At 60.9% G+C, this 24,546-nt stretch carries 27 protein-coding genes; 6 read left to right on the top strand and 21 right to left on the bottom strand.

The window, feature by feature from the left end; all coding sequences use genetic code 11:
* Positions 1-156: 156 nt before the first annotated feature.
* Positions 157-1,224: an ABC transporter substrate-binding protein gene (locus JMN22_RS22890; RefSeq protein WP_198798091.1), complete on the bottom strand. Its 1,068-nt coding sequence runs from the start codon at positions 1,222-1,224 to the stop codon at positions 157-159.
* A 350-nt stretch (positions 1,225-1,574) separates the two neighbouring features.
* Between JMN22_RS22890 and JMN22_RS22885 the strand changes: the two genes are divergently transcribed.
* Positions 1,575-2,300: a UTRA domain-containing protein gene (locus tag JMN22_RS22885; protein WP_030142353.1), complete on the top strand. Its 726-nt coding sequence runs from the start codon at positions 1,575-1,577 to the stop codon at positions 2,298-2,300.
* A 7-nt stretch (positions 2,301-2,307) separates the two neighbouring features.
* Here the strand turns inward: JMN22_RS22885 and JMN22_RS22880 are convergent, their stop codons facing one another.
* The 6 genes from JMN22_RS22880 to minC form a co-directional block, all read right to left on the bottom strand.
* Positions 2,308-2,490, bottom strand: coding sequence for a hypothetical protein (locus JMN22_RS22880; RefSeq protein WP_030142352.1), 183 nt, complete (start codon positions 2,488-2,490; stop codon positions 2,308-2,310).
* Positions 2,491-2,711: 221 nt separating this feature from the next.
* Entirely contained in the window at positions 2,712-4,001 is a 1,290-nt protein-coding gene (locus JMN22_RS22875) for a M18 family aminopeptidase (protein ID WP_030142351.1), read from the bottom strand.
* 244 nt (positions 4,002-4,245) lie between these two features.
* Positions 4,246-4,881, bottom strand: coding sequence for an RluA family pseudouridine synthase (locus JMN22_RS22870; RefSeq protein WP_018612476.1), 636 nt, complete (start codon positions 4,879-4,881; stop codon positions 4,246-4,248).
* Positions 4,882-5,062: 181 nt separating this feature from the next.
* Entirely contained in the window at positions 5,063-5,317 is a 255-nt protein-coding gene (gene minE, locus JMN22_RS22865) for a cell division topological specificity factor MinE (RefSeq protein ID WP_003179111.1), read from the bottom strand.
* On the bottom strand, positions 5,317-6,129 hold the full coding sequence (minD, locus tag JMN22_RS22860) for a septum site-determining protein MinD (RefSeq protein ID WP_025214989.1): 813 nt from the start codon (positions 6,127-6,129) through the stop codon (positions 5,317-5,319). The genes minE and minD overlap by 1 nt, the downstream gene beginning before the upstream one ends.
* A gap of 200 nt (positions 6,130-6,329) precedes the next feature.
* Positions 6,330-7,064, bottom strand: coding sequence for a septum site-determining protein MinC (gene minC / locus JMN22_RS22855; protein ID WP_030142350.1), 735 nt, complete (start codon positions 7,062-7,064; stop codon positions 6,330-6,332).
* Positions 7,065-7,182: 118 nt separating this feature from the next.
* Here minC and JMN22_RS22850 point away from each other — a divergent pair, with 118 nt between their 5' ends.
* On the top strand, positions 7,183-8,115 hold the full coding sequence (locus JMN22_RS22850) for a lipid A biosynthesis lauroyl acyltransferase (protein ID WP_198798327.1): 933 nt from the start codon (positions 7,183-7,185) through the stop codon (positions 8,113-8,115).
* Positions 8,116-8,151: 36 nt separating this feature from the next.
* Positions 8,152-9,306 carry a patatin-like phospholipase family protein gene (locus JMN22_RS22845; protein WP_198798326.1) on the top strand — a complete coding sequence of 385 codons (1,155 nt, stop codon included), beginning with the start codon at positions 8,152-8,154 and terminating at the stop codon, positions 9,304-9,306.
* 216 nt (positions 9,307-9,522) lie between these two features.
* Here the strand turns inward: JMN22_RS22845 and JMN22_RS22840 are convergent, their stop codons facing one another.
* The 6 genes from JMN22_RS22840 to puuE form a co-directional block, all read right to left on the bottom strand.
* A complete protein-coding gene (locus tag JMN22_RS22840) occupies positions 9,523-10,308 on the bottom strand; it encodes an outer membrane protein OmpK (RefSeq protein ID WP_198798325.1) in 786 nt (261 codons plus the stop codon).
* A gap of 495 nt (positions 10,309-10,803) precedes the next feature.
* A complete protein-coding gene (locus JMN22_RS22835; RefSeq protein WP_198798324.1) occupies positions 10,804-12,096 on the bottom strand; it encodes a urate hydroxylase PuuD in 1,293 nt (430 codons plus the stop codon).
* Between the two features lie 51 nt (positions 12,097-12,147).
* Positions 12,148-12,651 (bottom strand): ureidoglycolate lyase, encoded by a 504-nt coding sequence (locus JMN22_RS22830; protein ID WP_030142345.1) that lies wholly within the window; start codon positions 12,649-12,651, stop codon positions 12,148-12,150.
* A 121-nt stretch (positions 12,652-12,772) separates the two neighbouring features.
* On the bottom strand, positions 12,773-13,768 hold the full coding sequence (gene alc, locus JMN22_RS22825) for an allantoicase (protein WP_198798323.1): 996 nt from the start codon (positions 13,766-13,768) through the stop codon (positions 12,773-12,775).
* Between the two features lie 66 nt (positions 13,769-13,834).
* Complete coding sequence (gene uraD / locus JMN22_RS22820; RefSeq protein ID WP_198798322.1) at positions 13,835-14,350, bottom strand: 2-oxo-4-hydroxy-4-carboxy-5-ureidoimidazoline decarboxylase; 516 nt, start codon at positions 14,348-14,350, stop codon at positions 13,835-13,837.
* Positions 14,347-15,273 (bottom strand): allantoinase PuuE, encoded by a 927-nt coding sequence (gene puuE, locus JMN22_RS22815; RefSeq protein ID WP_030142342.1) that lies wholly within the window; start codon positions 15,271-15,273, stop codon positions 14,347-14,349. Before puuE ends, uraD begins: the two co-directional genes overlap by 4 nt.
* A gap of 413 nt (positions 15,274-15,686) precedes the next feature.
* Between puuE and uraH the strand changes: the two genes are divergently transcribed.
* Positions 15,687-16,040 carry a hydroxyisourate hydrolase gene (gene uraH, locus JMN22_RS22810; protein WP_198798321.1) on the top strand — a complete coding sequence of 118 codons (354 nt, stop codon included), beginning with the start codon at positions 15,687-15,689 and terminating at the stop codon, positions 16,038-16,040.
* A 204-nt stretch (positions 16,041-16,244) separates the two neighbouring features.
* Here the strand turns inward: uraH and JMN22_RS22805 are convergent, their stop codons facing one another.
* The 3 genes from JMN22_RS22805 to JMN22_RS22795 all read right to left on the bottom strand — a co-directional run bounded on the left by JMN22_RS22805 (position 16,245) and on the right by JMN22_RS22795 (position 19,054).
* Positions 16,245-16,871: a LysE family translocator gene (locus JMN22_RS22805; protein ID WP_030142340.1), complete on the bottom strand. Its 627-nt coding sequence runs from the start codon at positions 16,869-16,871 to the stop codon at positions 16,245-16,247.
* A 62-nt stretch (positions 16,872-16,933) separates the two neighbouring features.
* Positions 16,934-18,283 carry an NCS2 family permease gene (locus tag JMN22_RS22800; protein ID WP_030142339.1) on the bottom strand — a complete coding sequence of 450 codons (1,350 nt, stop codon included), beginning with the start codon at positions 18,281-18,283 and terminating at the stop codon, positions 16,934-16,936.
* Between the two features lie 333 nt (positions 18,284-18,616).
* On the bottom strand, positions 18,617-19,054 hold the full coding sequence (locus tag JMN22_RS22795) for a MarR family winged helix-turn-helix transcriptional regulator (RefSeq protein ID WP_030142338.1): 438 nt from the start codon (positions 19,052-19,054) through the stop codon (positions 18,617-18,619).
* An 82-nt stretch (positions 19,055-19,136) separates the two neighbouring features.
* Between JMN22_RS22795 and JMN22_RS22790 the strand changes: the two genes are divergently transcribed.
* Positions 19,137-20,303, top strand: a complete 1,167-nt coding sequence (locus tag JMN22_RS22790; protein ID WP_030142337.1) for an aminotransferase-like domain-containing protein — start codon at positions 19,137-19,139, stop codon at positions 20,301-20,303.
* 143 nt (positions 20,304-20,446) lie between these two features.
* On the opposite strand, the gene JMN22_RS22785 is transcribed toward JMN22_RS22790, so the two are convergent.
* From JMN22_RS22785 to JMN22_RS22765, 5 genes are all read right to left on the bottom strand, one after another.
* Positions 20,447-20,818: a glutathione S-transferase N-terminal domain-containing protein gene (locus JMN22_RS22785; protein ID WP_030142336.1), complete on the bottom strand. Its 372-nt coding sequence runs from the start codon at positions 20,816-20,818 to the stop codon at positions 20,447-20,449.
* Positions 20,819-20,919: 101 nt separating this feature from the next.
* Positions 20,920-21,465: a GTP cyclohydrolase I FolE gene (gene folE, locus JMN22_RS22780; protein ID WP_030142335.1), complete on the bottom strand. Its 546-nt coding sequence runs from the start codon at positions 21,463-21,465 to the stop codon at positions 20,920-20,922.
* A 77-nt stretch (positions 21,466-21,542) separates the two neighbouring features.
* Positions 21,543-22,100, bottom strand: coding sequence for a Smr/MutS family protein (locus JMN22_RS22775; protein ID WP_025214971.1), 558 nt, complete (start codon positions 22,098-22,100; stop codon positions 21,543-21,545).
* Positions 22,101-22,174: 74 nt separating this feature from the next.
* Positions 22,175-22,495, bottom strand: a complete 321-nt coding sequence (locus JMN22_RS22770; protein WP_198798320.1) for a hypothetical protein — start codon at positions 22,493-22,495, stop codon at positions 22,175-22,177.
* 131 nt (positions 22,496-22,626) lie between these two features.
* A complete protein-coding gene (locus JMN22_RS22765; protein WP_030142333.1) occupies positions 22,627-23,217 on the bottom strand; it encodes a cysteine hydrolase family protein in 591 nt (196 codons plus the stop codon).
* 254 nt (positions 23,218-23,471) lie between these two features.
* On the opposite strand from JMN22_RS22765, the gene prmB reads away from it, so the two are divergent.
* Positions 23,472-24,380 carry a 50S ribosomal protein L3 N(5)-glutamine methyltransferase gene (gene prmB / locus JMN22_RS22760; protein WP_198798319.1) on the top strand — a complete coding sequence of 303 codons (909 nt, stop codon included), beginning with the start codon at positions 23,472-23,474 and terminating at the stop codon, positions 24,378-24,380.
* Positions 24,381-24,546: the final 166 nt, after the last annotated feature.

Here is a 24,546-nt window from a genome sequence, read left to right as displayed (position 1 = left end):
CCAAAAAAACCGGTTCACCAAGCGCCCAATGTGGGAGCGAGCTTGCTCGCGATTGCGGTGTGTCAGCCAATACTCATGTCGACTGATACTCCCTCATCGCGAGCAAGCTCGCTCCCACAATAGATCAGCGGTGATCCGGGAGCGGGAGCTAGCGCCTCACTTCATCTCGACGATGACTTCTTCGTTCCACTTCTGCGGCAGTGCCTTGGAGGTCTTCTCCCACGCATCCGCATCCTTGATCGGGGTCACGCCCTTGTACTGCTCGTTCGGCAGCAGCTTGGCCTTGACCTCTTCCGGCAGCTTCAGGTGCTCGGCGCGGATCGGGCGGGCGTTGCCCTTGGCGAGGTTGATCTGGCCAGCGTCGCTGAAGATGTATTCGCGGGTCAGCTTGGCGGCGTTCGGGTGCTTGGCGTATTTGTTGATGATGGTGGTGTAGCCGGAGATCACCGAGCCGTCGGATGGGATCAGTACCACGTAGTCATCCGGGTTGGCCATCTTGGCCTTGTAGCTCAGGCCGTTGAAGTCCCAGACCACGCCGACCTCGACTTCACCTTTTTCCATGGTCGCGATGGTCGGGTTGGCCATGGACAGGCGCCCTTGCTTGGCGATGTCAGCGAACATCAACAGCGCTGGCTCGATGTTCTTCTCGTTGCCGCCGTTGGCCAGGGCTGCGGCCAGTACGCCGTTGGCAGCCTGGGCCGCGGTGCTCACGTCACCAATCGAGACTTTATATTTACCCGATTTCAGGTCGGCCCATTTGGTCGGCACTTCGGAACCGTGCAGCAGTTTCTTGTTGACGATGAATGCGATGGTGCCGGTGTAGGCCAGGGCCCAGTTGCCATCCTTGTCCTTGGCCCAATCCGGCACTTGTTCCCAAGTGCTCGGTTTGTAAGGCTGGACCACGCCTTGCTTGACCGCGATCGGGCCGAAAGCGGCGCCGACGTCGCCGATGTCGGCGCTGGCGTTGTCTTTTTCAGCGGCGAACTTGGCGATTTCCTGGGCCGAGCTCATGTCGGTGTCGATGTGCTTCAAACCGTAGTTCTTGGCCAGGTCTTCCCAGGTGCCTTTCCAGTTTGCCCAGTCATCGGGCATGCCGACGCTGTTCACGGCGCCTTCCGCTTTCGCAGCGGCTTCCAACGTTTTCAGATCGGTATCAGCGGCCATGGCGGCGGTGCACATGGCAATGGTCGAGCCTAACAGTGATGCCAGGAAAAGCTGTTTCATCCGAAGCTCCTATGGGCGTTTTCAACGCTGCGATTGCGGTTGTGTTGGTCTAGGTCAGCAATACCTGAGCCAATGTAGGCGGGTCCCATGACATTTTGATGTCGGTGGGACGTTCGCCAGCAATCATCGGGCTCACGGAGGGTCGCTGTGGGATAAGCGTAGACCATGAGTAACCGCCTGATCTGCAAGGCCTTGGCCGTTTATTTGCAAGCGCATGTGTTGACCGTTCGGCGGTTGTGTCATCTATCAGTCATGCGCAGTGCCTAGGCTTGCAGGCATGAGACGTGGATCGATGCAGCATCGAATCCTGCCCCGAAACAGTGCTGGTCTAGTCCAGATAGGTAACGTTGATGCGCGTTGAAACAACCAAAGCGGTGACAACCATCGGGCAGGTCCTGCAGGAGCAGCTTGACCACGGCTTGCTGGCGCCGGGCAGCAAGTTGCCGGCCGAGCGCAAGTTGAGCGAGTTGTTCGGGACCACCCGGATCACCGTGCGTGAGGCTTTGTTGCAGCTTGAAGCCCAGGGACAGATTTATCGGGAAGAGCGCAGGGGCTGGTTTGTCTCGCCACCAAGGCTGGCCTACAACCTGATGCAGCGTAGCCATTTCCACGCGATGGTCGCTGCCCAGGGCCGAGTGCCTTCGACCCAGGTGATCTCGGCCCGCCTGCAACCCGCTTCGGCGGCGGTCTGTGCCTGGCTGCAATTGCCGGCGCTGTCCAGCGTCATCCAGATCTGTCGCACCCGGCGCATCGATGAGCGATTGGTGCTGTACGTCGAGCACTACCTGAATCCGGCGTATTTCCCGGGCATCCTCGACTTTGACCTCAACCAGTCGATGACCGAGCTGTATGCCCGCCATTACGACCTGCATTATGGCCGGGTGAAATTCGAGATCGTGCCTACGTCGCTACAGCCGGAAGCGGCAGCGGCACTGAAAGTATCGGTCGGCAGCCCCGGGCTTCGGATTGCGCGGGTCAACTATGACCAGCATCAACGGCTGATCGATTGCGACCTGGAATTCTGGCGGCACGACGCGATTCACGTGGGCGTGGACGTGCCGGAGCAACCCGCCTGAGGCGTGTTCAGGAGGACTCGTTGAGTTTCGCCAGGATCCTGAACAACACCGTCGCGAGGATCAGCAACATGCCGATCCACATGGCGAACACCCCGACGTTCTTGTCGCGGAAATTGAAGCCGATGGCCAGCAGGATCATGCCGGCGATGATGGGCACCAGCATGGCGTTGAACGAGGACATGGAGATCATGGCGACAGCCTTGTCGGGGGGGATAAGGTCAGTCTAGTTGGGGTTTGGCTGGGGTGGGCTGATGTATGTCACAGCCTCCCCAGAATTTGAGACGGGCACTGTTGTGGCGAGGGGATTTATCCCCGCTGGGTCGCGCAGCGGCCCTAAATTCTACGGTCGCTGCGCAACCGAGCGGGGATGAATCCCCTCGCCACAGGAGGCTGCATGAACAGGTTCAGCGGTTAGGGCAACTCGCGAGAAGCGTAGAACGCGCTCAGCACTTTCACCAGGTGCGCCAAGTCATGGCTACCGCACAGTTCGCGGATCGAATGCATGGCGAAGGTCGGCAGGCCGATGTCCACCGTGCGCACGCCCAGCTGGCTGGCGGTGATCGGGCCGATGGTCGAGCCGCAGCCCATGTCGCTGCGCACGACGAAGCTTTGCACCGGTACTTCCTCGGCCATGCACAGGTGGCGGAAGAATCCGGCGGTTTCGCTGTTGGTGGCGTAGCGCTGGTTGCTGTTGACCTTGATCACCGGCCCGGCGTTGAGCTTGGGACCGTGGTTGGCGTCGTGTTTGTCGGCGTAGTTGGGGTGAACCCCGTGGGCATTGTCCGCCGAGACCAGCAAGGATTTCTGGATGGCGCGCACGAACTCTTCACCCTCGGGCAACAGGCGGCGCAGGGTCTGTTCGAGCATCGGACCGTCGGCACCGCAGGCCGAGGTCGAGCCGACTTCTTCGTGGTCGTTGCACACCAGCACGCAGGTTTCTTCGGTGTCGGCGGTCAACAGGGCCTGCAGGCCGGCGTAGCACGACAACAGGTTATCCAGGCGCGCGCCGGCGATGAAGTCGCCATGCAAACCGACGATGGCGGCACTTTGGGTGTCGTAGAAACTCAACTCGTAGTCGAGCACCACGTCGGCATTCAAGCCGTGCTCCCGGGCCAGTTGATCGGTGAGCACGGCGCGGAAGTCGACGCGCTCGTCGCCGGCGAACTGGGCGAGTATCGGTGGCAGTTCATTCTGAGCGTTGATTGCCCAACCTTGATTGGCTTCACGATTGAGGTGGATGGCCAGGTTCGGAATGGTGGCGATCGGTGCCTTGAAATCGATCAACTGGCTCTCGACCTTGCCATCACGGCGGAAGGTCACGCGGCCGGCCAGGGACAGGTCGCGGTCGAACCACGGCGCCAGCAACGCGCCGCCATAGACTTCCACGCCCAGTTGCCAGAATCCGTGGCGTTGCAGTTCCGGCTGCGGCTTGACCCGCAGGCAAGGGCTGTCGGTGTGGGCGCCGACCAGGCGGATGCCGTCGTGCAGCGGTGAGTTGCGGCCCAACTTGAAGGCGATGATCGAGGAATCGTTGCGCGTGATGTAGTAACGACCGTTGGCCTCGGTGGCCCAGGTCTCGCGCTCGTCAAGCCGCTGGTAACCCGCCGCCTCCAGGCGCTGGGCGAGGCTGGCGGTGGCGTGGAACGGGGTAGGGGAGGCCTTGAGGAAGTCGATCAGGCCCTGGTTCAACTCTGCGCGCATAAGTAACTCCAGACAGCGATGGGCGGGAGTTTACCGTATTGGTGGATGATGGGGAGGGGTTAGGGGTATGTATATGGGGAACTTGGGGATGTCGAACCCGTGGCGAGGGAGCTTGCTCCCGCTGGGCTGCGTAGCAGCCCCAACAGCGGCAACGCAATCAAGCAGGCATACCGAGATGCGCCTTTAGGGCTGCTTCGCACCCCAGCTGGAGCAAGCTCCCTCGCCACAATGACGGTGGTGTTTCTTAGAACGGTGCCGGGCACTCGAAGCGCAGGCGTTCGCCGCTCTGCGGATGGGTGAAGCTGAGCATGCTGGCGTGCAGGCACAGGCGTGGCCAGGCGGCCAGGGCTTGCGGGTGGGCATAGAGCCCGTCGCCCAGCAATGGGTGACCGATGGAGAGCATGTGCACGCGCAATTGGTGCGAGCGTCCAGTAATCGGTGTCAGCTCGACTCGGCACCAGTCGCCACAGCGTTCCAGCACGCGCCAGAACGTCAAGGCGTGCTTGCCCTGTTCGTGATCCACCACGTGGCGGGGCTTTGTCGGCGGGTCATAGCGCAAGGGTAGGTCGATGCTGCCGCTGTCCAGTTCCGGTTGGCCCCAGCACAATGCGGTGTAGGCTTTTTCGGTTTCTCGATCATGAAACTGCCGTGACAGTTCGCGATGGGTGTCGGGGTCGCGGGCCAGCAGGATGATGCCGGAGGTTTCCCAGTCCAGCCGGTGCACGATTCGTGCTTCCGGGTAGCCGTTTTCCTGCAGGCGAGTGATCAGGCAGTCCTTGTTATCGTCGGCCCGGCCGGGCACGGAGAGCAGCAGGGTCGGCTTGTCGACCACCAGCACGGCGGCGTCCTGGTGAATGATGCGGATGTTGGACAGGGGCATTGAAAACAGTCTCGTTACAAACGCCAACGGCGGCTCGGCCCCCACAGCCTTATCGTGGGAGCGGGCTTGCTCGCGAAAGCGGTTTTTCAGGCACATTGATCTTGAATGTGCCACCGTCTTCGCGAGCAAGCCCGCTCCCACAAAAGCTGGGGCCGAGCCGCCGTGGCTCCAGCCGGGTCGATCAGCGATCCGGCAGGGTGATGTTGAGTTCCAGGATCGAGCAACTGCCCTGGCTTTCCAGCGCCACGTGCACGTCATCGCTACCGATGTTGACGTACTTGCGGATTACCTCGACCAGCTCCTTCTGCAGGGCAGGCAGGTAGTCGGGCGTGCTGCGTTGGCCGCGTTCGTGCGCCACGATGATCTGTAGACGCTCTTTCGCGACCGAGGCGGTACTGGGCTTTTTGTTGGCACGAAAGAAGTCAAAAAGGTTCATTACCTACCTCCAAACAGGCGCTCGAAGAAACCTTTCTTCGTGACGTCGAGGAATCGATGCTCGACGGTTTTGCCCAGCAGGCGATCGACAGCATCGCTGTATGCCTGGCCGGCGTCGCTCTGGTCGTCAAGAATGACCGGCACACCGGAGTTCGAGGCCTTGAGTACGGCTTGGGATTCTGGAATCACGCCCAGCAGGGTCACCGCGAGGATTTCCTTGACGTCTTCGACGCCAAGCATTTCACCGTCGCTGACGCGTTGCGGGTTGTAGCGGGTCAGCAGCAGGTGCTCCTTGATCGGCTCTTCGCCTTGCTCGGCACGGCGGGATTTGCTCGCCAAGAGGCCCAGCATGCGATCGGAGTCACGGACCGAGGAGACTTCCGGGTTGGTCACGACGATCGCTTCGTCAGCGAAGTACATGGCCAGGTGGGCACCTTTCTCGATACCGGCCGGGGAGTCGCAGACCACGAATTCGAAGTCTTCCTTGAGCTGCATCAGGACCTTTTCCACGCCTTCCTGGGTCAGCGCGTCTTTGTCGCGGGTCTGGCTGGCAGCCAATACATAGAGGTTCTCAAGGCGCTTGTCCTTGATCAGGGCCTGTTGCAGGTTCGCTTCGCCATTGACCACGTTGACGAAGTCATAGACCACGCGGCGCTCGCAACCCATGATCAGGTCGAGGTTACGCAGGCCGACGTCGAAGTCGACGATGACTGTTTTGTGGCCGCGCAAGGCGAGGCCGGTACCGATAGCGGCGCTGGTGGTGGTCTTACCCACACCACCCTTGCCGGATGTAACCACGAGAATCTTGGCCAAGGTGTTTCACCCCTAAGGAAAAAGGACTTTGTCAGCCCCTGAAAAACATCTCTGGAAACTGCTGCAATTGGACAGGCTTGGTTGGAATCGGGGATTGGGCGGGGTCTACCTCCGGTAAACGCTGCCTGATCCTTTTTCCTACGTCGTATAAGCCGTATTCGCTAGGTTTTAGAGATGCTTGGAAAATGCGGCAGTATCCGTTAAAGCCGAATGATGTTCAACACGTCGCCCGACAGGCTGACCTGGACGCCGGCCCCCCATAACGGGTCGCGCCGCAAATCCTCGGAAACCTTGTATTGCCCGGCGATGGAGACCAGTTCAGCGCTCAACTGCTGACAGAAGATCCTTGCCTTGGTGTCGCCCTTGACACCGGCCAGCGCACGGCCGCGCATCGGGCCGTATACATGGATGTTGCCATCGGCCAGAAGTTCCGCCCCCGGGCTGACCGAGGATACGACGACCAGATCGCCACCCTGGGCATAAATCTGCTGTCCGCCGCGCACCGGCGAGGTGATGACCCGGGTGGGCTTGATGGTGGGCTCGGGTGGTTTTTCCGGTTTTTTCGGTTCGGCCGGGCTCAGTTCCAGCACCCGTTCACGGGCGCCCGAGGGTGGCAGTACCGGAATATCCACGGCAATGGCGGCGGCGATGTCTTCGATACGGCTGGCGCGGATCGCCAGGGTGCGCAGGCCGTGCTGGCGGCAAACGCGCATCAGGCCTGGCAAATCCACCGAGCCTTCGCCGGCCGGCAGCTTGTCCAACGCCAGCACCAGCGGGGCATTGCTGAAAAAATTCGGGGCCTGGGCGACTTTTGCCGCCAACTGCCGGTCAAGACCTTCCAGGTCGTTACGGGCCAGTTCCAGCACCGTAATGGCGAGCATGCTGCCCTTCAGCTGGAACACGGGATCTTGGTCTAGCGGTTCGGTTTGGCTCATGGTCGGCGTACAACGACTTGTCACTAAAAGTGCCGAGACTTATAACGAGATCGCCCGTCAGCCGCAACCCGGGTCGAACAATGTAGAATGCGCGGCCCATGTCTTAATGGAAGCTGTAATGGATCGCCCGCGTTTTCGAGCTGCATTTTTTCATCCGCGTTTCTGGCTGCTGTGGTGCGGCCTGGGGCTATTGTGGCTGATCGTTCAGTTGCCCTATCCGCTGCTGCTGCGGATCGGCCGTGCGCTGGGCGTGCTGATGTACCGGTTGGCCGGCGACCGGCGGCGCATCGCCAGTCGGAATCTGCAGCTGTGCTTCCCCGAGAAGTCCGCCGCCGAGCGCAAGCGTCTGCTCAAGGAAAACTTTGCCTCCACCGGTATCGCTTTCTTCGAAATGGCCATGAGCTGGTGGTGGTCGCGTCCGCGCTTGGCGAAGCTGGCCCATGTCGAAGGGCTGGAGCACCTCAAGCAGGCCCAGCGCGACGGCAGGGGCGTGATCCTCATGGCACTGCATTTCACCACGCTGGAAATCGGCGCGGCGCTGCTCGGCCAGCAGCACACCATCGACGGCATGTACCGCGAGCACAATAATCCGCTGTTCGACTATATCCAGCGCCGTGGACGCGAGCGGCACAACCTCGATTCCCTGGCGGTGGAACGTGATGACGTGCGTGGCATGCTCAAGTTGCTGCGCACCGGTCGGGCGATCTGGTACGCGCCGGACCAAGACTACGGTGCCAAGCAGAGCGTGTTCGTGCCATTGTTTGGCATTCAGGCCGCAACGGTTACCGCAACCAGCAAGTTCGCCCGCCTGGGCAAGGCGCTGGTCGTGCCGTTCGTCCAGGAACGGCTGGCCGATGGCAGCGGCTATCGCCTGGTGATCCAGGCGCCGTTGGAAAACTTTCCCGGCGAGACCGATGAAGGCGACTGCATTCGGATCAATCAATGGGTCGAGCGCTCGGTGAGCGCCTGTCCCGAGCAATATCTCTGGGCCCATCGGCGTTTCAAGACCCGTCCACCGGGTGAGCCGAAGTTGTACGAAAAACGCGGTTGAGTATGTAGTCCAATTGACTGAGCACGGAGCATCGCGATGACCCCAGCTGAACCGGTGACAGGATTGATTCTTTCCGGCGGCGGGGCTCGGGCGGCGTATCAGGTGGGCGTATTGGCGGCCATCGCCGAGCTGTTGCCGGACGGGGCGCGAAACCCGTTTCCGGTGATCGTCGGCACGTCGGCTGGCGCCATCAACGCGGTCAGCCTGGCGAGTGGGGCGACCGATTTCAAGACCGCCATCGAGCGGCTGACGGCTTTCTGGCAGGCGGTGCGCAGCCATCAGGTGATGCGCAGCGACTGGCGCGGCGTGCTTGCCCAGGCGACGCGTTTCATCATCCACAGCCTGCTGGGCCTGGGGGCCAAGTTGCCGGTGGCGCTGATCGACAGTTCGCCATTGCGCGAGTTGCTCCAGGCGCAATTCCACGCGTCGGGTATCGAGCAGGCGATTGCCGAGCACCAATTGCGGGCGGTGGCAGTCACCGCGTTCGGCTACGAGTCCGGACAGGCGGTAACGTTCTATCAAGGGCGCGGCACCATTGATGCCTGGTTGCGACATCGGCGCATCGGTGTGCCCGCGCAGTTGTCAGTCGAACACCTGCTGGCCAGCTCGGCGATCCCCTTGTTATTCGCGCCGGTCAAGATCGGTCCCCAATACTTCGGCGACGGCGCGGTGCGCCAATCGGCGCCGATCAGCCCAGCCTTGCACCTGGGGGCCAATCGTGTGCTGGTCATCGGTGTCAGTGGCAACCCCCGCGGTGCGGGTGGGCAAACGCCCCAGGAGCGCAGCTACACCGGTTTGCAACCGACGCTTGCGCAGATCGGCGGCCACATGCTCAACAGCACGTTCATCGACAGCCTGGAAAGCGACATCGAGTTGCTCGAGCGTCTTAACCAGTTCAGTCACCTGCTGCCCGACGATGTACCGGCCCATGCGCTTGGTGCGGCTGCGGTGGAAGTGTTGGTGATCTCACCGAGCCAGCCGATCGATGAAATCGCCGCCCGTCATCGCCAGGAACTGCCGCGCGCGTTGCGGGTGTTTTTGCGTGGGCCGGGCGCGACCAAGACCAGCGGTGCCGGCGTGTTGAGCTATCTGCTGTTCGAGGCGGGATACTGCGGTGAATTGATCGAGCTTGGGCGTCAGGATGCGCTGGCGCAGCGTGAGGCGTTGAGTCGGTTCTTGGGATTGTCCTGAGGCGTGATGCACGCAGGTGTTACCGCTATCGCGAGCAGGCTCGCTCCCACAAGGAGTTTGCGGTGGACGCTAAATTCTGTGGCCTCCACGAAGCCAATGTGGGAGCGAGCTTGCTCGCGATGACGGCGGCACATCCAGCATCTGGGCAGGCTGACCCACCGCCATCGCGAGCAAGCTCGCTCCCACAGGGTATTGCTGCGGATTTGGAACCCGGGGTTAGAAATGGTACTTCAGCAAGAAGCTGGTATTGCTCTGGTTGGTCTTGAACCCATCGCTGTCTTCAATCGCGTATTTGTTCTTCCAGTAGTCGTATTCCACGCCGACATACAGCTGCTTGGCGCCCAGCTTCAAGGCCTTGCCCAAGTCATATTTGATCTGCGGGACGATGTGCAGGTTGGCGTGGTAGGTGCCCTTCGAGTTGGCGTCGTTGTCCACCACCCAGTCGATGAAGCCGTCGATGAGAATGTCGGACGAGCCCACCGGCACGGTATAGGCCCAGACCGGGGTGATCTGCCAGACGTTGTCGCCGGCGCGAGCCCCCTGGGTCTGGCGGTTATAGAAATTCAGCTGGAAATAATCGAAACCGGGAATCGCCAGGTCGAAGCCCGGGCCGATCAGGTACGACTCGTTGTCGCCTTCGCCGAACTCGTAGGTCATTGCCAGCAGCACGTCCTTGACCGGGCCCATTTCCAGCTTCTGATCAAAAATCTTGCCGAACGACAAGCGTGGGCTGAACTCGCCGTAGTACGTGTTCGGGCCGGACTGGCTGTCGTCCTGGCCGTTATAGAAGATGCGGTCGAGGAAGAAAAAGTTGTCGCCGTATTTCCACGCATCGGCGTGCTCGAACGTCACGGTTTGCTGGATGCGTGGATTGATCTGGAAATCCTTGCCATAGAGGTAGCTCAGGCTGTTGTTCTGCCATTGGAGCAGATCGCCTGCCAGGGCCTGCCCCCCGGCCAACAAAGATCCCGCAACGATCAGGCTGGTGCACGTACGTTTCATTCGGTTTGCTCCCAAAGGTAAGTGGTACCGCGTTTCTTTTTTCAGGTCAGCGCTCTGGTGTGGCGCCTTTTTCCATGGATGAAAAACATCCGTTCGGTCAGCTTTTTGAGCGTGGCGAATGCTGATAGCAAGCGCTGAGCCAAGTTCGGCAAAAACTGGAAATGGCTTGCCCTGCAGTAATGGAACAGTCGGAACGTTGTGTTCAGGGGCGCGTTCAGGTCCGCCAGCGCCGCAATAAGCTGGCGGTCCGGTCAGGATCGGAAGGGATTTTGTTGTCGGCCCGCGTCGAACGGCCGCGCAGGATACGGACTTGCCTTGAAGGGCTCAAGTGCCCTGCAACGGCGCATGCGCGGCGAATCCTGGGCGTGATGGCGGGGCTGGATCATCTGATGCTTTCCTCTTGTTTTTATTGTTGAGGCGCAGACAGTCGCTGACGGGCGACCGGTAGTTGCCGGTCGGCCTGTCAGCGGTATGACATTTGTCGAAAAAAGTGGCTCAGTTGGTTTGCGCGCCCTGGTTGATCCAAGCGCCGATCAGATCGCGTTCTTGCTGGGTCATCTGGGTGATGTTGCCCAGTGGCATGATCTGGCTGGTCACGGCCTGGGCCTGGATGCGCGCGGCCTGTTGCTGGATCTGCTGCGGGGTGTCGAACATCACTCCGCCCGGCGCCGCGCTGAACAGGGGGCTGGTGGGCTTGGCCGAGTGGCAGACCGAGCAGCGTTCCTGGATCACGCTGTGGACTTTTTCGAATGACGGCCCCTGGGCATTGGACGCCTGTGCTGGCGCGGGTGCCTGCGCCGGTGCCGCCGGTTTGGCGCCGCCCACGGCAGTCTCGGGCAGTGGTTGATATTCGATCGCACCCGGGACCTTGGCGACTTCCGGCGCGGTGGGCATCGGCTTGGGCCCGGTGACATACGCCAGGCAGATCATCGCCAGGGCGCCGACCGGCAGCGTCCAGGCGAACCGGTTGCTGTCATGGCGCGTGTTGAAATAGTGCCGCACCAATACCGCCGCCACGGCGATCCCGGCCAGGATCAGCCAGTTGTATTGGCTGCCGTAGGTGCTCGGGAAATGGTTGCTGATCATGATGAACAGCACTGGCAGGGTGAAATAGTTGTTGTGGCGCGAACGCAACAGACCCTTGGCTGGTAGCGCCGGGTCGGGCGTGCGGTTTTCGGCGATGGCTGCTACGAGCGCGCGCTGGGCCGGCATGATGATGCGGAACACGTTGCCGACCATGATCGTGCCGATGACGGCGCCGACGTGCAGGTAGGCACCGCGACCGCTGAACACCTTGCTGAACCCGTAGGCCGCGGCGATCAACAGCACGAAAAGGATCAGGCCGAGCAGGGCGGGGCGCTTGCCCAGGGCTGAATCGCAGAGCGATGAATAGACAAACCAGCCGACGAACAACGAGCCGATGCCCAGGGCGACGCCTTCAAGGCCGCTCAGGCTGCTGCCGGGCGCCAGCAGGTAGACGGTCGGGTTCCAATAGAACACCACGCACAACAGCGCGATGCCCGACATCCAGGTGAAATAGGCTTCCCACTTGAACCAGTGCAGGTTGTCCGGCATGGACGGTGGTGCGAGCTTGTATTTTTCCAGGTGGTAGATGCCGCCACCGTGGATGGCCCAGAGGTCGCCGGCCAGGCCGCTCCTGGGGTTGACGCGATTGAGGTTGTTTTCCAGCCAGACGAAGTAGAACGACGCGCCGATCCAGGCAACGCCAGTGATCATGTGAACCCAGCGAATGCTCAGGTTCAGCCATTCCAGCAAATGTGCTTCCACAGTCTTTACCTCTCGCCCGTCACGCTTGTTTTCGCGTGATCGGACCTTCTCTTATTGGTGGGGGGCGAGGATCAGAAACTCATCCTCTTGGAAAAAATGCTCATCGCAGTTATTGCCTGTGCCACTGCGATCAACCACCAGGAAGTCATCCCGCTTTTCGATCGTCAGCACCGGGTGGTGCCAGACGCCGCGATGGTAATTGATGCCCTGCCTGCCGTTGGTGACGAAGGCGCGGACCAAACCTGATACAGGTGCATCGCCAAGTGGCGCGACCACGATCAGAAAGGGGTTGCCGAGCAGCGGAATGAAGGCCTGGCTGCCCAGCGGATGGCGCTCCAGCATGCGCACGGTCAGCGGCATGTCCAGCGCGTCGGCGCGGAAAATGCTGATGATCGCCTTGTCATCCGGCGTCGCGGTCTCGACCGTCGCCAGGCGATGGAAACGCATGGTCGAACCGTTGTTGATCATGAAGTGATCGCTGCCGTCGGTTTCGATCACGTCACCGAACGGGGCGAAGGCTTCTTTGGTCAACGGTTCGATCTTGAGTGTGCGCATGCTGGTCTTCTTACCTTGGATTCTGTGTTGTTTATTCTGCCGCCATCGCGAGCAAGCTCGCTCCCACAGGGGAATGCATTTCAAATGTGGGAGCGAGCTTGCTCGCGATTTGGGTTCACCCTTATTTCGATACCTTGCCGAGCACTCGCAGGCGACTCACGCCACCGTCCGGGAACACGTTCAGGCGAATATGGGTGATCGGTCCCAGCGCCTTGATCTGCTCGGCGAAGGTATGTTCGGCATGCATCTCCAGCTTCTGGCTCGGCAGCAACTCGCGCCAGAACAGCGACTGGGTTTCGATCTGGCTGTCGGTGCCGCCCTTGACGAACGCGCCCTGGATCGAGCAACTGTCGGGGTAGTTGCCTTTGAAGTGCAGCGTGTCGACGACGACTTTTTCAACGATGCCGGCATGGCCCAGGGCGACGATCACCCAGTCATTGCCCGGGGTGCGACGACGGGCGGTTTCCCAGCCATCGCCCATGTTCACGCCACGGCCTGGGTTGAGGATGTTGCTCATGCGGCCGAAGTGTTCGTCGGAGCAGGCGAGGGCGCGTCCGCCATTGAGGGCGGCGGCCAGGTCGATCTGTTCGTTGTCGCCCACGGCCGACCAGTCTCGGTACGGAATGCCATAGACCCGCAGGCGAGCCACGCCGCCGTCTGGGTAAATGTTGAAGCGCAGGTGGCTGAAGGCCTGGTCGTTGCTGATCTCGTGGTAGTGGTGGCTGTTGCCCTGCAGCTCGACGGCCGACAGCACTTCAGTCCACTGGGTGTTTTCGTCCGGCTCGCCGTCCGCCAGGAAACACGCTTCCAGGGAAGCCGACGGTGGGTAGTTGCCGGTGAAGAATGAAGTGTCGATGTCCACGCCCTTGATCGAACCCGGTACGCCCAGGCGGATGACCGCGCTGTCGTAGCCTTCGAAGCGCTTGCGGCGCGACTCCCAGCCGTCCATCCACTTGCCGTTGTCGTCGAACACGCCCTCCTTCCACACGGCCGGGGTCGGCTGGAACAGGCGGTTGGCGTCGGCGAACCAGTCATCGGTCACCGAGATGATCTTGGTGCCCAGGCGCGCGTCGGCCAGGTTGACGAACTTTTCGAACGGTACGGCGTAAGCTTTCATTCTTCTTGTCTGCCTTTGATAAGTTGGCTGGGGATGCTTGCAGGACCTGGTGTCAGGGGCCGCTCGCTAAAGGGTCAGTAATCGGAACAACGCGATCTTGTTGATCTCCGCCAATGCGCACTTGAATTCGGCGTCTGCCGAGTGGTGGATGCGCGTTTCGAACGCGGCGAGGATCTGGTGCCGGTTGCTGCCTTTTACCGCCATGATGAAGGGAAACTTGAACTTGGCTTTATAGGCCTCGTTCAGCTCGGTGAAGCGCTGGAACTCTTCGGCCGTGCATTGGTGGATACCGGCGCCAGCCTGTTCGTTGGTGCTGGCTTCGGTCAGTTGGCCCTGGACGGCGGCTTTGCCGGCCAGGTCCGGGTGAGCGTTGATCAGGGCCAGTTGGCTGGCAGGATCGGCGCTCAACAGGATGTCGCTCATGCGCTGGTGCAGGGTCTCGATCTCATCGATGGAGGGATCCTGGCCCAGGTCGAAGGCCTTTTCGGCCACCCATGGCGAATGTTCGTAGATGTCGGCAAAGGCCCGGACGAACGCTTCGCGGCTCAAGGTGGAAGGCTTGAGTGTCTGGAAAGCGGTCATTTGGACGCTCCCTGATACGGATGGGTCTGCTGCCAATGACGGGCGATGTCGACGCGACGACTGAACCAGACCTGTTCATGGCCCTTGGCGTATTCGAGGAAACGCTTGAGGGAGGCCAGGCGTGCAGGGCGGCCGATCAAGCGGCAATGGAGGCCGATGGAAAGCATCTTTGGGGCTTCGGCGCCTTCGGCGTACAACACGTCGAAAGCGTCTTTGAGGTATTGGAAGAAGTCGTCGCCCTTGTTGAAACCCTGCACCTGGGTGAAGCGCATGTCGTTGGTGTCGAGGGTGTAGGGGATCACCAGGTGCGGCTTGCCGGTGGGGTTGTTCGGCTCCCAGTAGGGCAGGTCGTCGTCGTAGGTGTCGCTGTCGTAGAGGAAACCGCCTTCTTCCATCACCAGGCGCCGGGTGTTCGGGCCGGTACGGCCGGTGTACCAGCCCAGCGGACGCTCGCCAGTGATTTCGGTGAGGATGCGGATCGCTTCGAGCATGTGCTCGCGCTCCTGGGCCTCATCCATGTATTGATAGTCGATCCAGCGATAGCCGTGGCTGCAGATTTCGTGACCGGCGGCGACCATGGCGCGGATCACGTCCGGGTGGCGCTGGGCGGCCATCGCCACCGCGAAGATAGTCAGCGGAATGTCAAACTCCTTGAACAACTTGAGGACCCGCCAGACGCCGGCACGGCTGCCATACTCGTACAGCGATTCCATGCTCATGTTGCGCTCGCCCTGCAGCGGTTGCGCCGCGACCATCTCGGAAAGGAACGCTTCGGATTCCTTGTCGCCATGAAGGACGTTGCGCTCGCCGCCTTCTTCGTAATTGAGCACGAAGGACAGGGCGATGCGGGCATTGCCCGGCCAGTGTGGGTGCGGAGGGTTATTGCCGTAACCGATCAGGTCGCGTGGGTAGTCAGCGCTCACTGCAGTTTTCCTTCTTGTTCGAACCATGTGGGTGGCGCCCTGGCGATGAGTCTCAGGCTGGCGTCACGACGATGGAGTGATTGTATACAACTTTATGCGCGATTTGTAAGCCTGATTTTTTGCATTTTTCACCGTGTCCCCCACAATGTCTACACTGCAAGAAACCTGCCCATTTGGTCAATTTATCGCCTGGAGGGTCACGTATCCGTTGGTTTGGCTTGAACACGACGTTGAGCTGCCGTCGCGTGACCTGGCGGAAAAATAAGTATTTTTTATTGTGTACAATTTGCGTTTAAAGTGTCTTAATTCGCTCATCGCCGTAGCGTTTCGTGCTCCGAAACGGTGCGGCCTGTCTTTCAACTGATTCAGGAGGCGCCGGGCCGGACTGTCCTGCAGCGAGGCGCGCACAATCAATGGGACGTTTGACTACTCACGTTTTGGATGCAGCGCACGGCTGCCCTGGAAGCTCGATCAAGATCGAGCTGTACCGTGTCGAGGGTCCGCAATTGCGGTTGGTTGCCAGTGCTTTGACCAACAGCGACGGCCGTTGCGATGCGCCGCTGCTGCAGGGGGATGATTACCGCAGCGGGGTCTACCAGATCCAGTTCCACGCCGGTGACTACTACCGCGCCCGTGGCGTTCAACTGGCCGAGCCGGCGTTTCTCGATGTGGTGGTGCTGCGCTTCGGTATCTCGCAAGAGCAGGAGCATTACCACGTGCCGTTGCTGATTTCGCCCTACGCCTATTCAACCTATCGAGGCAGTTGATTCCCCAAGCAGCTGCCTTGCCCTGGAAGCGACTGCGCATAGAGCTTCTTTGGTTTTTAGCCCGCCAACACTGCGGGCTTTTTTTCGCCCATGAGAATACGGTGTCTGGGAGGGTGCCTTCACGAGCAAGCCCGCTCCCACACTGGATTTTTGTCGTTCACAAAAACCTGTGGGAGCGGGCTTGCTCGCGAAGCTTTTGCTTTTTTAGCGGCTCAACAAGGATGCGGCCCCCGCGCCACCAAACAAACCGGCGCTGACCCGGTTGAACCAGCTCTGGCCCTTACCGGTGCGCAGATACCGGGCAGCGCCATGGGCACCCAGCCCATAAGCCAGCTTGCATAGCAGGTCCAGCACGGTCCAGGTCGCAATCATGACCAGCAACTGCGGCAGGAATGGCTGTCCGGCGTTCAAGAATTGCGGCAGGAACGCGGCGAAGAACAAGATGTCCTTTGGATTGCTGGCACCCAGGACGAACGCCCGGCCGAACAAGGCGCGAAAGCGCGGAGTGGCGGCCGCTTGTGGTACCTCGGCGCCCTGGGAAGGCTGGCGCGATTGCTGCCAGCTCTGCCAGGCAAGGTAGAACAGGTATAACGCACCGACGATCTTCAGGGCACTGAACAATTGCTCCGACGCCATCAACAACGCACCAAGCCCCAGCGCCGAAGCGCTCAACAGGCAGATCGACGCGATCACGCCACCCAGGAACGCCGGATACGAGCGGCGCAGGCCATAGTTCAGGCTATTGCCGATCATCAGCAATGACAACGGGCCGGGGATGAGGATCACCACCAAGGCGGCGCCACTGAACAATAACCAGGTTTCCAGATTCATTGCTTTGCTCCTGATGTACAAAAGCCTCACCCAAGGGGTGAGGCGGGTGGATACGGCAGCGCTTACAAGAAGATGAACTTGGCGATGAAGATCGCGCAGAGCACCCACAGGCTAACGGAAATTTCCTTGTGTTTACCGGTACCGGCCTTGAGCACCACGTAGGTGATGAAACCCAGCGCGATGCCATCGGCGACCGAGAAGGTCAGGGGCATCATGATGGCCGTGACGATGGCCGGGATGCTGTCGGTGGGTTCGTCCCATTCGATATGGGCCATGCCGCCCATCATCAGCATGGCGACGTAGATCAAGGCGCCGGCCGTGGCATAGGCCGGGATCATCCCGGCCAGCGGTGCGAAGAACATGGCGGCAATAAATAGCACACCGACAGTCACGGCGGTAAGCCCCGTGCGGCCACCGGCGGCGACCCCGGCGGCGCTTTCCACGTAGCTCGTCACCGGCGGCACCCCGACCATGGCGCCGAATACGCTGGAGGCGCTGTCGGCTTTCAGGGCGCGGGACAGGTTCTCGATCTTGCCATCGGCCTTCACCAGGCCGGCGCGCTGGGCGACGCCCATCAGGGTGCCGGCGGTGTCGAACATGTGCACGAACAGGAAGGCCAGCACCACGCTGATCATGCTGATGTTGAACACACCGGCCACGTCCATCGCCATCCAGGTCGGGGCCAGGCTTGGCGGTGTCGACATGACGCCGTTGTACTGCACCAATCCCAGGCCCCAGCCGGCCAACGTCACGGCGATGATGCTGATCAGGATCGCGCCGAACACGCGGTGATAACTGAGCACGGCGATCATCAGGAAGCACACCGCGGCCAACAACGGACCGGGCTCACGCAACGAGCCGAGCTTGATCAGGGTGGCGGGGCTGTCGACGATGATGCCGGCGGTCTTCAGGCCGATCAGCCCGAGAAACAGCCCGACCCCCGCGCCCATGGCGAACCGCAGGCTCACGGGAATGCTGTTGAGCAGCCATTCACGCACCCGCGACAAGGTCAGGATCATGAACAGCACACCGGATATAAACACCGCGCCCAGCGCGGTTTCCCAGTTGTAGCCCATGGTGCCGACCACGGTGTAGGTGAAGAAGGCGTTCAGGCCCATGCCCGGTGCCAGGCCCACCGGCCAGTTCGCATAGAGCCCCATCAACAGGCAACCCAGGGCGGCGGCGATGCAGGTGGCGACGAACGCTGCACCATGATCGATGCCCGCGTCGGCCATGATGTTGGGGTTGACGAAAATGATGTAGGCCATGGTGATGAAGGTCGTCAGACCGGCGATCAGCTCGGTCTTCACCGTGGTGCCATGCAAGCTGAGTTTGAAGAGGCGCTCCAGCCAGCCACTGCGTAGTGGCGGCGAGAGGTCCAGGGTCTGGGCTTCGGGTTTGCGGCTTTCCACAGCGAGTACTCCTCAAGAGTTTTATTGTTATTTCCAGCCCCGCACGCCCCCTGAGGGTGACGGCGAAGCTTTGAGGCAGGTAAGGCTGGCGTAGTAGTTGACCTGATGGTCAGGAACTCGCACGAAGCGAATTATGCTTTTGTATACAAATAATGCAAATAATGTTTTCTGTTTTGTCGACGAAATTTATGGAGATGGGGATATATCGGCCATGCGGATGCCTTCGCGAGCAGGCTCGCTCCCACAGCGGACTGTGATGAATGCAAGATTTGTCTTCACCACTGAACCCCTGTGGGAGCGAGCTTGCTCGCGATAGCGTCTGATCAGACGCCTTCAATCACTGGATTTCCCCAGTGCCAGGTTCACCGCCAACCACCCATCCACCGCCGCTTCCCCGGCTTCGGCAAACACCCGTTCCAGCAATTTCACCTGTTCACGGCGCAGCGCCTGTTCGAATCGCTGGCCCTCCGCCGTCAATTCCAGCAGCCGCTTACGCTTGTCGGTTTCGGACGCGACGCTGCTGACCAGGTGCATCTCCATCAATTGCCGCAAGGGCATGTTCAATGCCTGCTTGGTCACGCCCAGCAATGCCAGCAGTTCCTTCACGCTCAAGGAGGGGTAGCGGGCGATGAAAAAAACGATGCGCTGGTGCACCCGGCTCAGCCCGCGACGCTCGAGCATTTCATCGGCCTTGGCGGTGAACGCCTGGTAACCGAAGAAGAATGCTTCCATGGCCATTTGTTGGGAGGACGGGTTTTTAAGGTCAAGCATATTGACGTTTCCAAGGGCGGCGAGGTAATTTCGGTCAAACAGTTTGACTCATTTTTCCAAGGCCTCGCTACAGGTGACCCCCATGGCTTTTTCCGAACGTGTCTCGCGCCTCAAAAGTTCTTTGATTCGAGAAATCCTCGCTGCGGCGCAGCGCCCGGAAGTGATGTCGTTCGCCGGTGGCCTGCCGGCCGAAGCCATGCTGCCCAAGGTGGAGTGGGGCGCGATGCCGCTGTCCATGGGCCAATACGGCATGAGCGAGGGCGAGCCGGCCCTGCGCGAAGCATTGGCCGCCCAGGCGCGGTCGTTGGGCCTGGCTTGCGAGGCGAGCCAGGTGCTGGTGGTCAGCGGTTCCCAGCAAACCCTCGACCTGGCGGCCAAACTGCACATCGACGTCGGCACCGAAGTCATGCTCGAAGCGCCGACGTATCTCGCGGCCCTTCAAATCTTTCAGCTGTTCGGCGCCGACTGCATCACCGTCCCCCTTGAGGCGGACGGCCCGGACCTGGAGCACATGCGGGCCCGGCTGGAGCGGCATCGACCGGCCTTCATCTACCTGATTCCAACGTTCCAGAACCCTTCGGCGGTGCGCTACAGCGAGGCCAAGCGCGATGCGGTGGCGGCGCTGCTGGATGAGTTCGGCGTGACGCTGATCGAAGACGAACCTTACCGCGAGCTGACCTTCGACGGCGGCAGCGCCACGCCTATTGCCAGTCGCTTGAAGAAGGCCAGTTGGATCTACACCGGCACTGTGTCGAAAACCCTGTTGCCGGGCCTGCGGGTGGGTTATCTGATCGCCAGCCCGGACTTGTTCCCACACCTGCTGCGGCTCAAGCAATCGGCGGACCTGCATACCAATCGCATCGGCCAATGGCAGGCGCTGCAGTGGATTGGCACCGAGCAGTACCGCAGCCACCTGCAAGCGCTGCGGGATTTCTACCGGGATCGGCGCGATCGGTTCCAGGCTGCGCTACAGCGGCATTTTTCCGATATCGCGGATTGGAACATGCCACAGGGCGGGTTGTTTTTCTGGCTGACGCTCAAGCAACCGCTGGACACCCGGACTTTGCTTGCCGAGGCGTTGGCGGTTGACGTGGCGTTCATGCCGGGTGAGCCGTTCTTTCCAGAGCCGGACAAGCACCTGGGGCACTTGCGCTTGAACTTCAGCCATATCGATCCGGCGCGACTGGACGAGGGCCTGAAGCGATTGGCCGGGGTGGTGCGGGGCGCTTTGGCGGCCAAGGCGGCTTGAAATATCCGGCGGCTGGGCCGATCCCATCGCGAGCAAGCTCGCTCCCACAGGGAACCGTGCGTGATTGCAGATTTATAATCAGCATTGGCCTCCTGTGGGAGCGAGCTTGCTCGCGATGAGGCCCTCAGCCCACCATCAAATCCTCAGACGGCAGAAAACCGCTTATCCAGATAATCAATGATCACCTTGGACTCATACATCCAGGTGGTCTCGCCATTCTCTTCAATGCGCAGGCACGGCACCTTGATCCGGCCACCCTGTTCCAGCAGCGTCTGGCGATCCTGTTGGTTATTTTTTGCATCGCGCAGGGCTACCGGTACGTTGAGGCGACGCAGGGTCCGGCGCGTCTTCACGCAGAACGGGCAGGCATGGAATTGATACAACGTCAGGCCGCGAGCTGCCTGTTCGACTTGCGCCTGGGCGTCGGCCGGACGCTTTTTCTTGCCGGGGCGGGTGATGAAGTCGATGAAGATGATGAGCTGGCCCAGGCCAACTCGAAGCGCTTTGACGATCACGTTATAGCCTCACGGCGGAAAGAAGAGGGCGCGCAGCTTACCTGATTTTTCGCGGGCGAAAAAAAACCGGCGATCAATGCCGGTTTTCTTCGCGAGACGCTTTACTTGATCAGGCTGAGGAATTCCATGCGGGTTGCCGCATTTTCCCGGAACTCACCGAGCATCACCGAAGTGATCATCGAGGAATTCTGCTTTTCCACGCCGCGCATCATCATGCACATGTGCTTGGCCTCGATCACCACCGCCACGCCCAGGGCGCCGGTTACTTGCTGGACCGCGTCGGCGATCTGGCGGCTGAGGTTTTCCTGGATCTGCAGGCGACGGGCATACATGTCAACGATGCGCGCGACCTTCGACAGGCCCAACACCTTGCCGCTCGGGATGTAGGCCACGTGGGCCTTGCCGATGAAAGGCAGCAAATGGTGCTCGCACAGAGAGTACAACTCGATGTCCTTGACCAGCACCATCTCGCTGTTGTCGGAGCTGAACAAGGCACCGTTGGTGACCTCTTCCAGGGTCTGTTCATAACCGCGGCAAAGGTACTGCATGGCCTTGGCAGCGCGCTTGGGCGTGTCGAGCAGGCCCTCGCGGGAAACGTCCTCGCCCAGTTGGCCGAGAATCGCGGTGTAATTCTGTTCCAGAGACATGAAACTACCTGTGGGGATTTACGCAAAGGGCAAGGGTACGGTGGCGGACACGGCGCTGCAAGCTCGGCAATCAGGGGCTACTCGTCGCGGCCTTCCATCATGGTGCGCTTGAGCATCACGTAGACCGCCCCGGCGCCGCCGTGCTTCGCCTGGCAGGAGGTGAAGCCGAGCACTTGTGGGTGTTGGCGCAGCCAGGTGTTGACGTGGCTCTTGATCATCGGCCGCTTGCCGTCCAGCCGCACGGCCTTGCCGTGGGTGACGCGCACGCAGCGGATTTCGAACTTGGTGGCTTCGGCGAGAAACGCCCACAGGGTCTCGCGGGCCTTTTCGACGGTCATGCCGTGCAGGTCGAGGCTGCCTTCGAAGGGAATCTGGCCAACCTTCAGCTTGCGCATCTGGCTTTCCTGGACGCCGTCGCGCGCCCACATCAATTCGTCTTCGGGACCGACGTCAATGACGAACTGATCGGACAACCCGTCCACGGTGGTGGCGTCGGTGCGTACGGTGGCGGCCTGGCGCAGCTTGGCGATCTGTGCGCGATCGGCCTTGGGTTTGCCCGTTTCGGCGCGATCGTGTTTGATTGGTTTTACGCCCTGGATCGCACTTTTGAACAGGGAAAAGTCGTCGTCTTGCATGTCAGCCTCCGCGAAGGCCGGCCAGTTTACCCAACTCCGGTAGGATAGGGCGCGACAAAACGTCGGATGGCGGATCAGTCGTGCTTTTTCATCAGGTGCGGAGCCATGGCCAGCTCCAGGGATTGGCGGGCGCGTCGGCGGCAACGGCGCCAGAGCCAGACGCCCAGCAGCAGTACCAACAGACCGATTGCCAGGATGACCGTCGAACCCAGCGGGGTGGCATTCAACTCGCCCAGTGCGGGCGGACGACCAAGCAGGCTGGCGGCACCGGCCATTGCCAGCAGCACACCCAGTGTTGCCAGCAGCGCCGCGATGCCCGCGCCGATACGAAATCGCCAGTTGCTCGGGCCTTTGGGCCGCAAGCGACGTGCGTCAAAACCATCGGATATCTTCATTCCGACCTTCCTCAATGGGTATCGGCCCTTCGACCGGAAGATGTTCGGGTTGTTCCTGAAGCCAAGCCTATTGCGGCAAATGAGAGGCTTTTGCGGATGAGCGGCACAGCGACCGCCCATCCAGGGCGGGATCAGGCGAAGTCGCGGGTCATGGCCAGCGTGGCGAAGTTGTCCGCCATGATTGCCATTTCGGTCTGGTGCACGTGTTCGGCGCTGAGGACGCCGCCCTTGTGCGGCAGGTCGCGCGTGGCGCAGGCATCTTCCACCAGGGTGCAACGGAAACCCAGGTTCTTGGCGGCGCGCACGGTGGTGCTGACGCTGGAATGGCTCATGAAGCCGCAGACGATCAGGTCCAGTGGACCCAGCTCTTCCAGCCGCTTCTTCAGGTCGGTGCCGTGGAAAGCGCTGGGCAGCAGCTTTTCGATCACGGTTTCGTCGCCTTGTGGTTCAAGGCCTGGAATGAATTCCCCGCGTTCACCCTGTGGATCGAACAGCCCGCCATGGGTGCCCAGGTGGCGCACGTGCACGATCGGCCGTCCGGCGGCGCGGGCTGCACCGAGCAGTTGCTTGATGTTCGCGACCGCCGCATCCATGCCGCTCAGGGCCAGGGGGCCGGCGAGGTATTCTTTCTGGGCGTCGATGATGATCAGGGTCGCTTGACTCAGGTTGGCCGCCGCATAACCACGACCACTGAGTTGAAACATCGTTTTTGGAACGGACATTCTGGGGCTCCTTCGAGTGGGGCTTTTGCGACATTCTCCTCTGGCTGAGCGGTTCTGTGAATCGCTTCCATCGCAAGGGCCGTCATTGCTGGCCTACAGCCTTGTCAAGATCTGCGCTTTGTTCAATGGGCCGCGCATAAAACGGAAGAATCCTACAGTTTGTCCCGCATATTTCGTCCTGACTTCAGGCACGTTTGGGTGACTGCGTGTTTGGCTGATAGACTCGCCCGTCGATTTTTCTGGAGTTTGCCGCCGTGATCACTTCCCGCCTTCGCACCCTGCGCGACCATATCCGTTGGGCCGTCAGCCGTTTCCATGGGGAGGATCTGTTCTTTGGCCATGGCACCGACAACGCCTGGGACGAGGCACGCCAGTTAGTGTTGGGCGCGCTGCACCTGCCATGGGAAATTGCCGACAGCTACCTGGATTGCCGCCTCGAAGACGAGGAGTTGGTGCATGTGCAACGTCTGCTGCGCCGGCGCATCGCGGAACGCATTCCGACCGCGTACTTGTTGGGTGAGGCCTGGTTCTGCGGAATGTCCTTCATCGTCGACGAGCGCGTGCTCATTCCGCGTTCGCCCATCGGCGAGTTGATTGAAAAACGTTTCGAGCCTTGGTTGGGCCAGGAGCCTGCACGAATCCTTGACCTGTGCACCGGCTCCGGTTGCATCGGGATCGCTTGCGCCTATGAATTCCCCGAAGCCGAGGTGGTGCTGGCGGACTTGTCATTCGAAGCGCTGGAAGTCGCCAATCAGAACATCGAGCGCCACGGTGTCGATGAGCGTGTATTTACGGTCCAGGGGGATGGTTTCGATGGGCTGCCGGGGCAACGTTTCGACCTGATCGTGTCGAACCCGCCCTACGTCGATGCGGAAGATTTCGCCGACATGCCCAAGGAGTATCAGCATGAGCCGGAGCTAGGCCTGGCCTGTGGCGATGACGGCTTGAACCTGGTTCGGCGAATGCTGGCCGAGGCGGCCAATCATCTGACCGACAAGGGATTGTTGATCGTTGAAGTGGGCAACAGCCAAGTGCACGTCGAAGCGCTGTACCCGGAAGTCGACTTCGCCTGGCTGGAGTTCGAGCGCGGCGGCCACGGTGTGTTCATGCTCAGCGCCGAGCAGTGCCGTGAGCACCAGGCGTTGTTTGCTTCCAGGGTTTGATCCCGGCGGTGTTGGCGACCGCTTTCGTGGCGAGGGGATTTATCCCCGTTGGGGTGCGCAGCGCCCCTAAATCTAACGCCGCGGTGTATCAGAACGAGTGTCGGGGGCTGCTGCGCAGCCCAGCGGGGATAAATCCCCTCGCCACCGGGTGCATCAGACACATCTG

Origin of the sequence: Pseudomonas sp. HB05 (genome assembly GCF_016756915.1) — a bacterium.
Lineage (GTDB): Bacteria > Pseudomonadota > Gammaproteobacteria > Pseudomonadales > Pseudomonadaceae > Aquipseudomonas > Aquipseudomonas alvandae.
The sequence above is the reverse complement of the archived record's forward strand: the minus strand, read 5'-3'. Positions and strand labels throughout refer to the sequence as shown.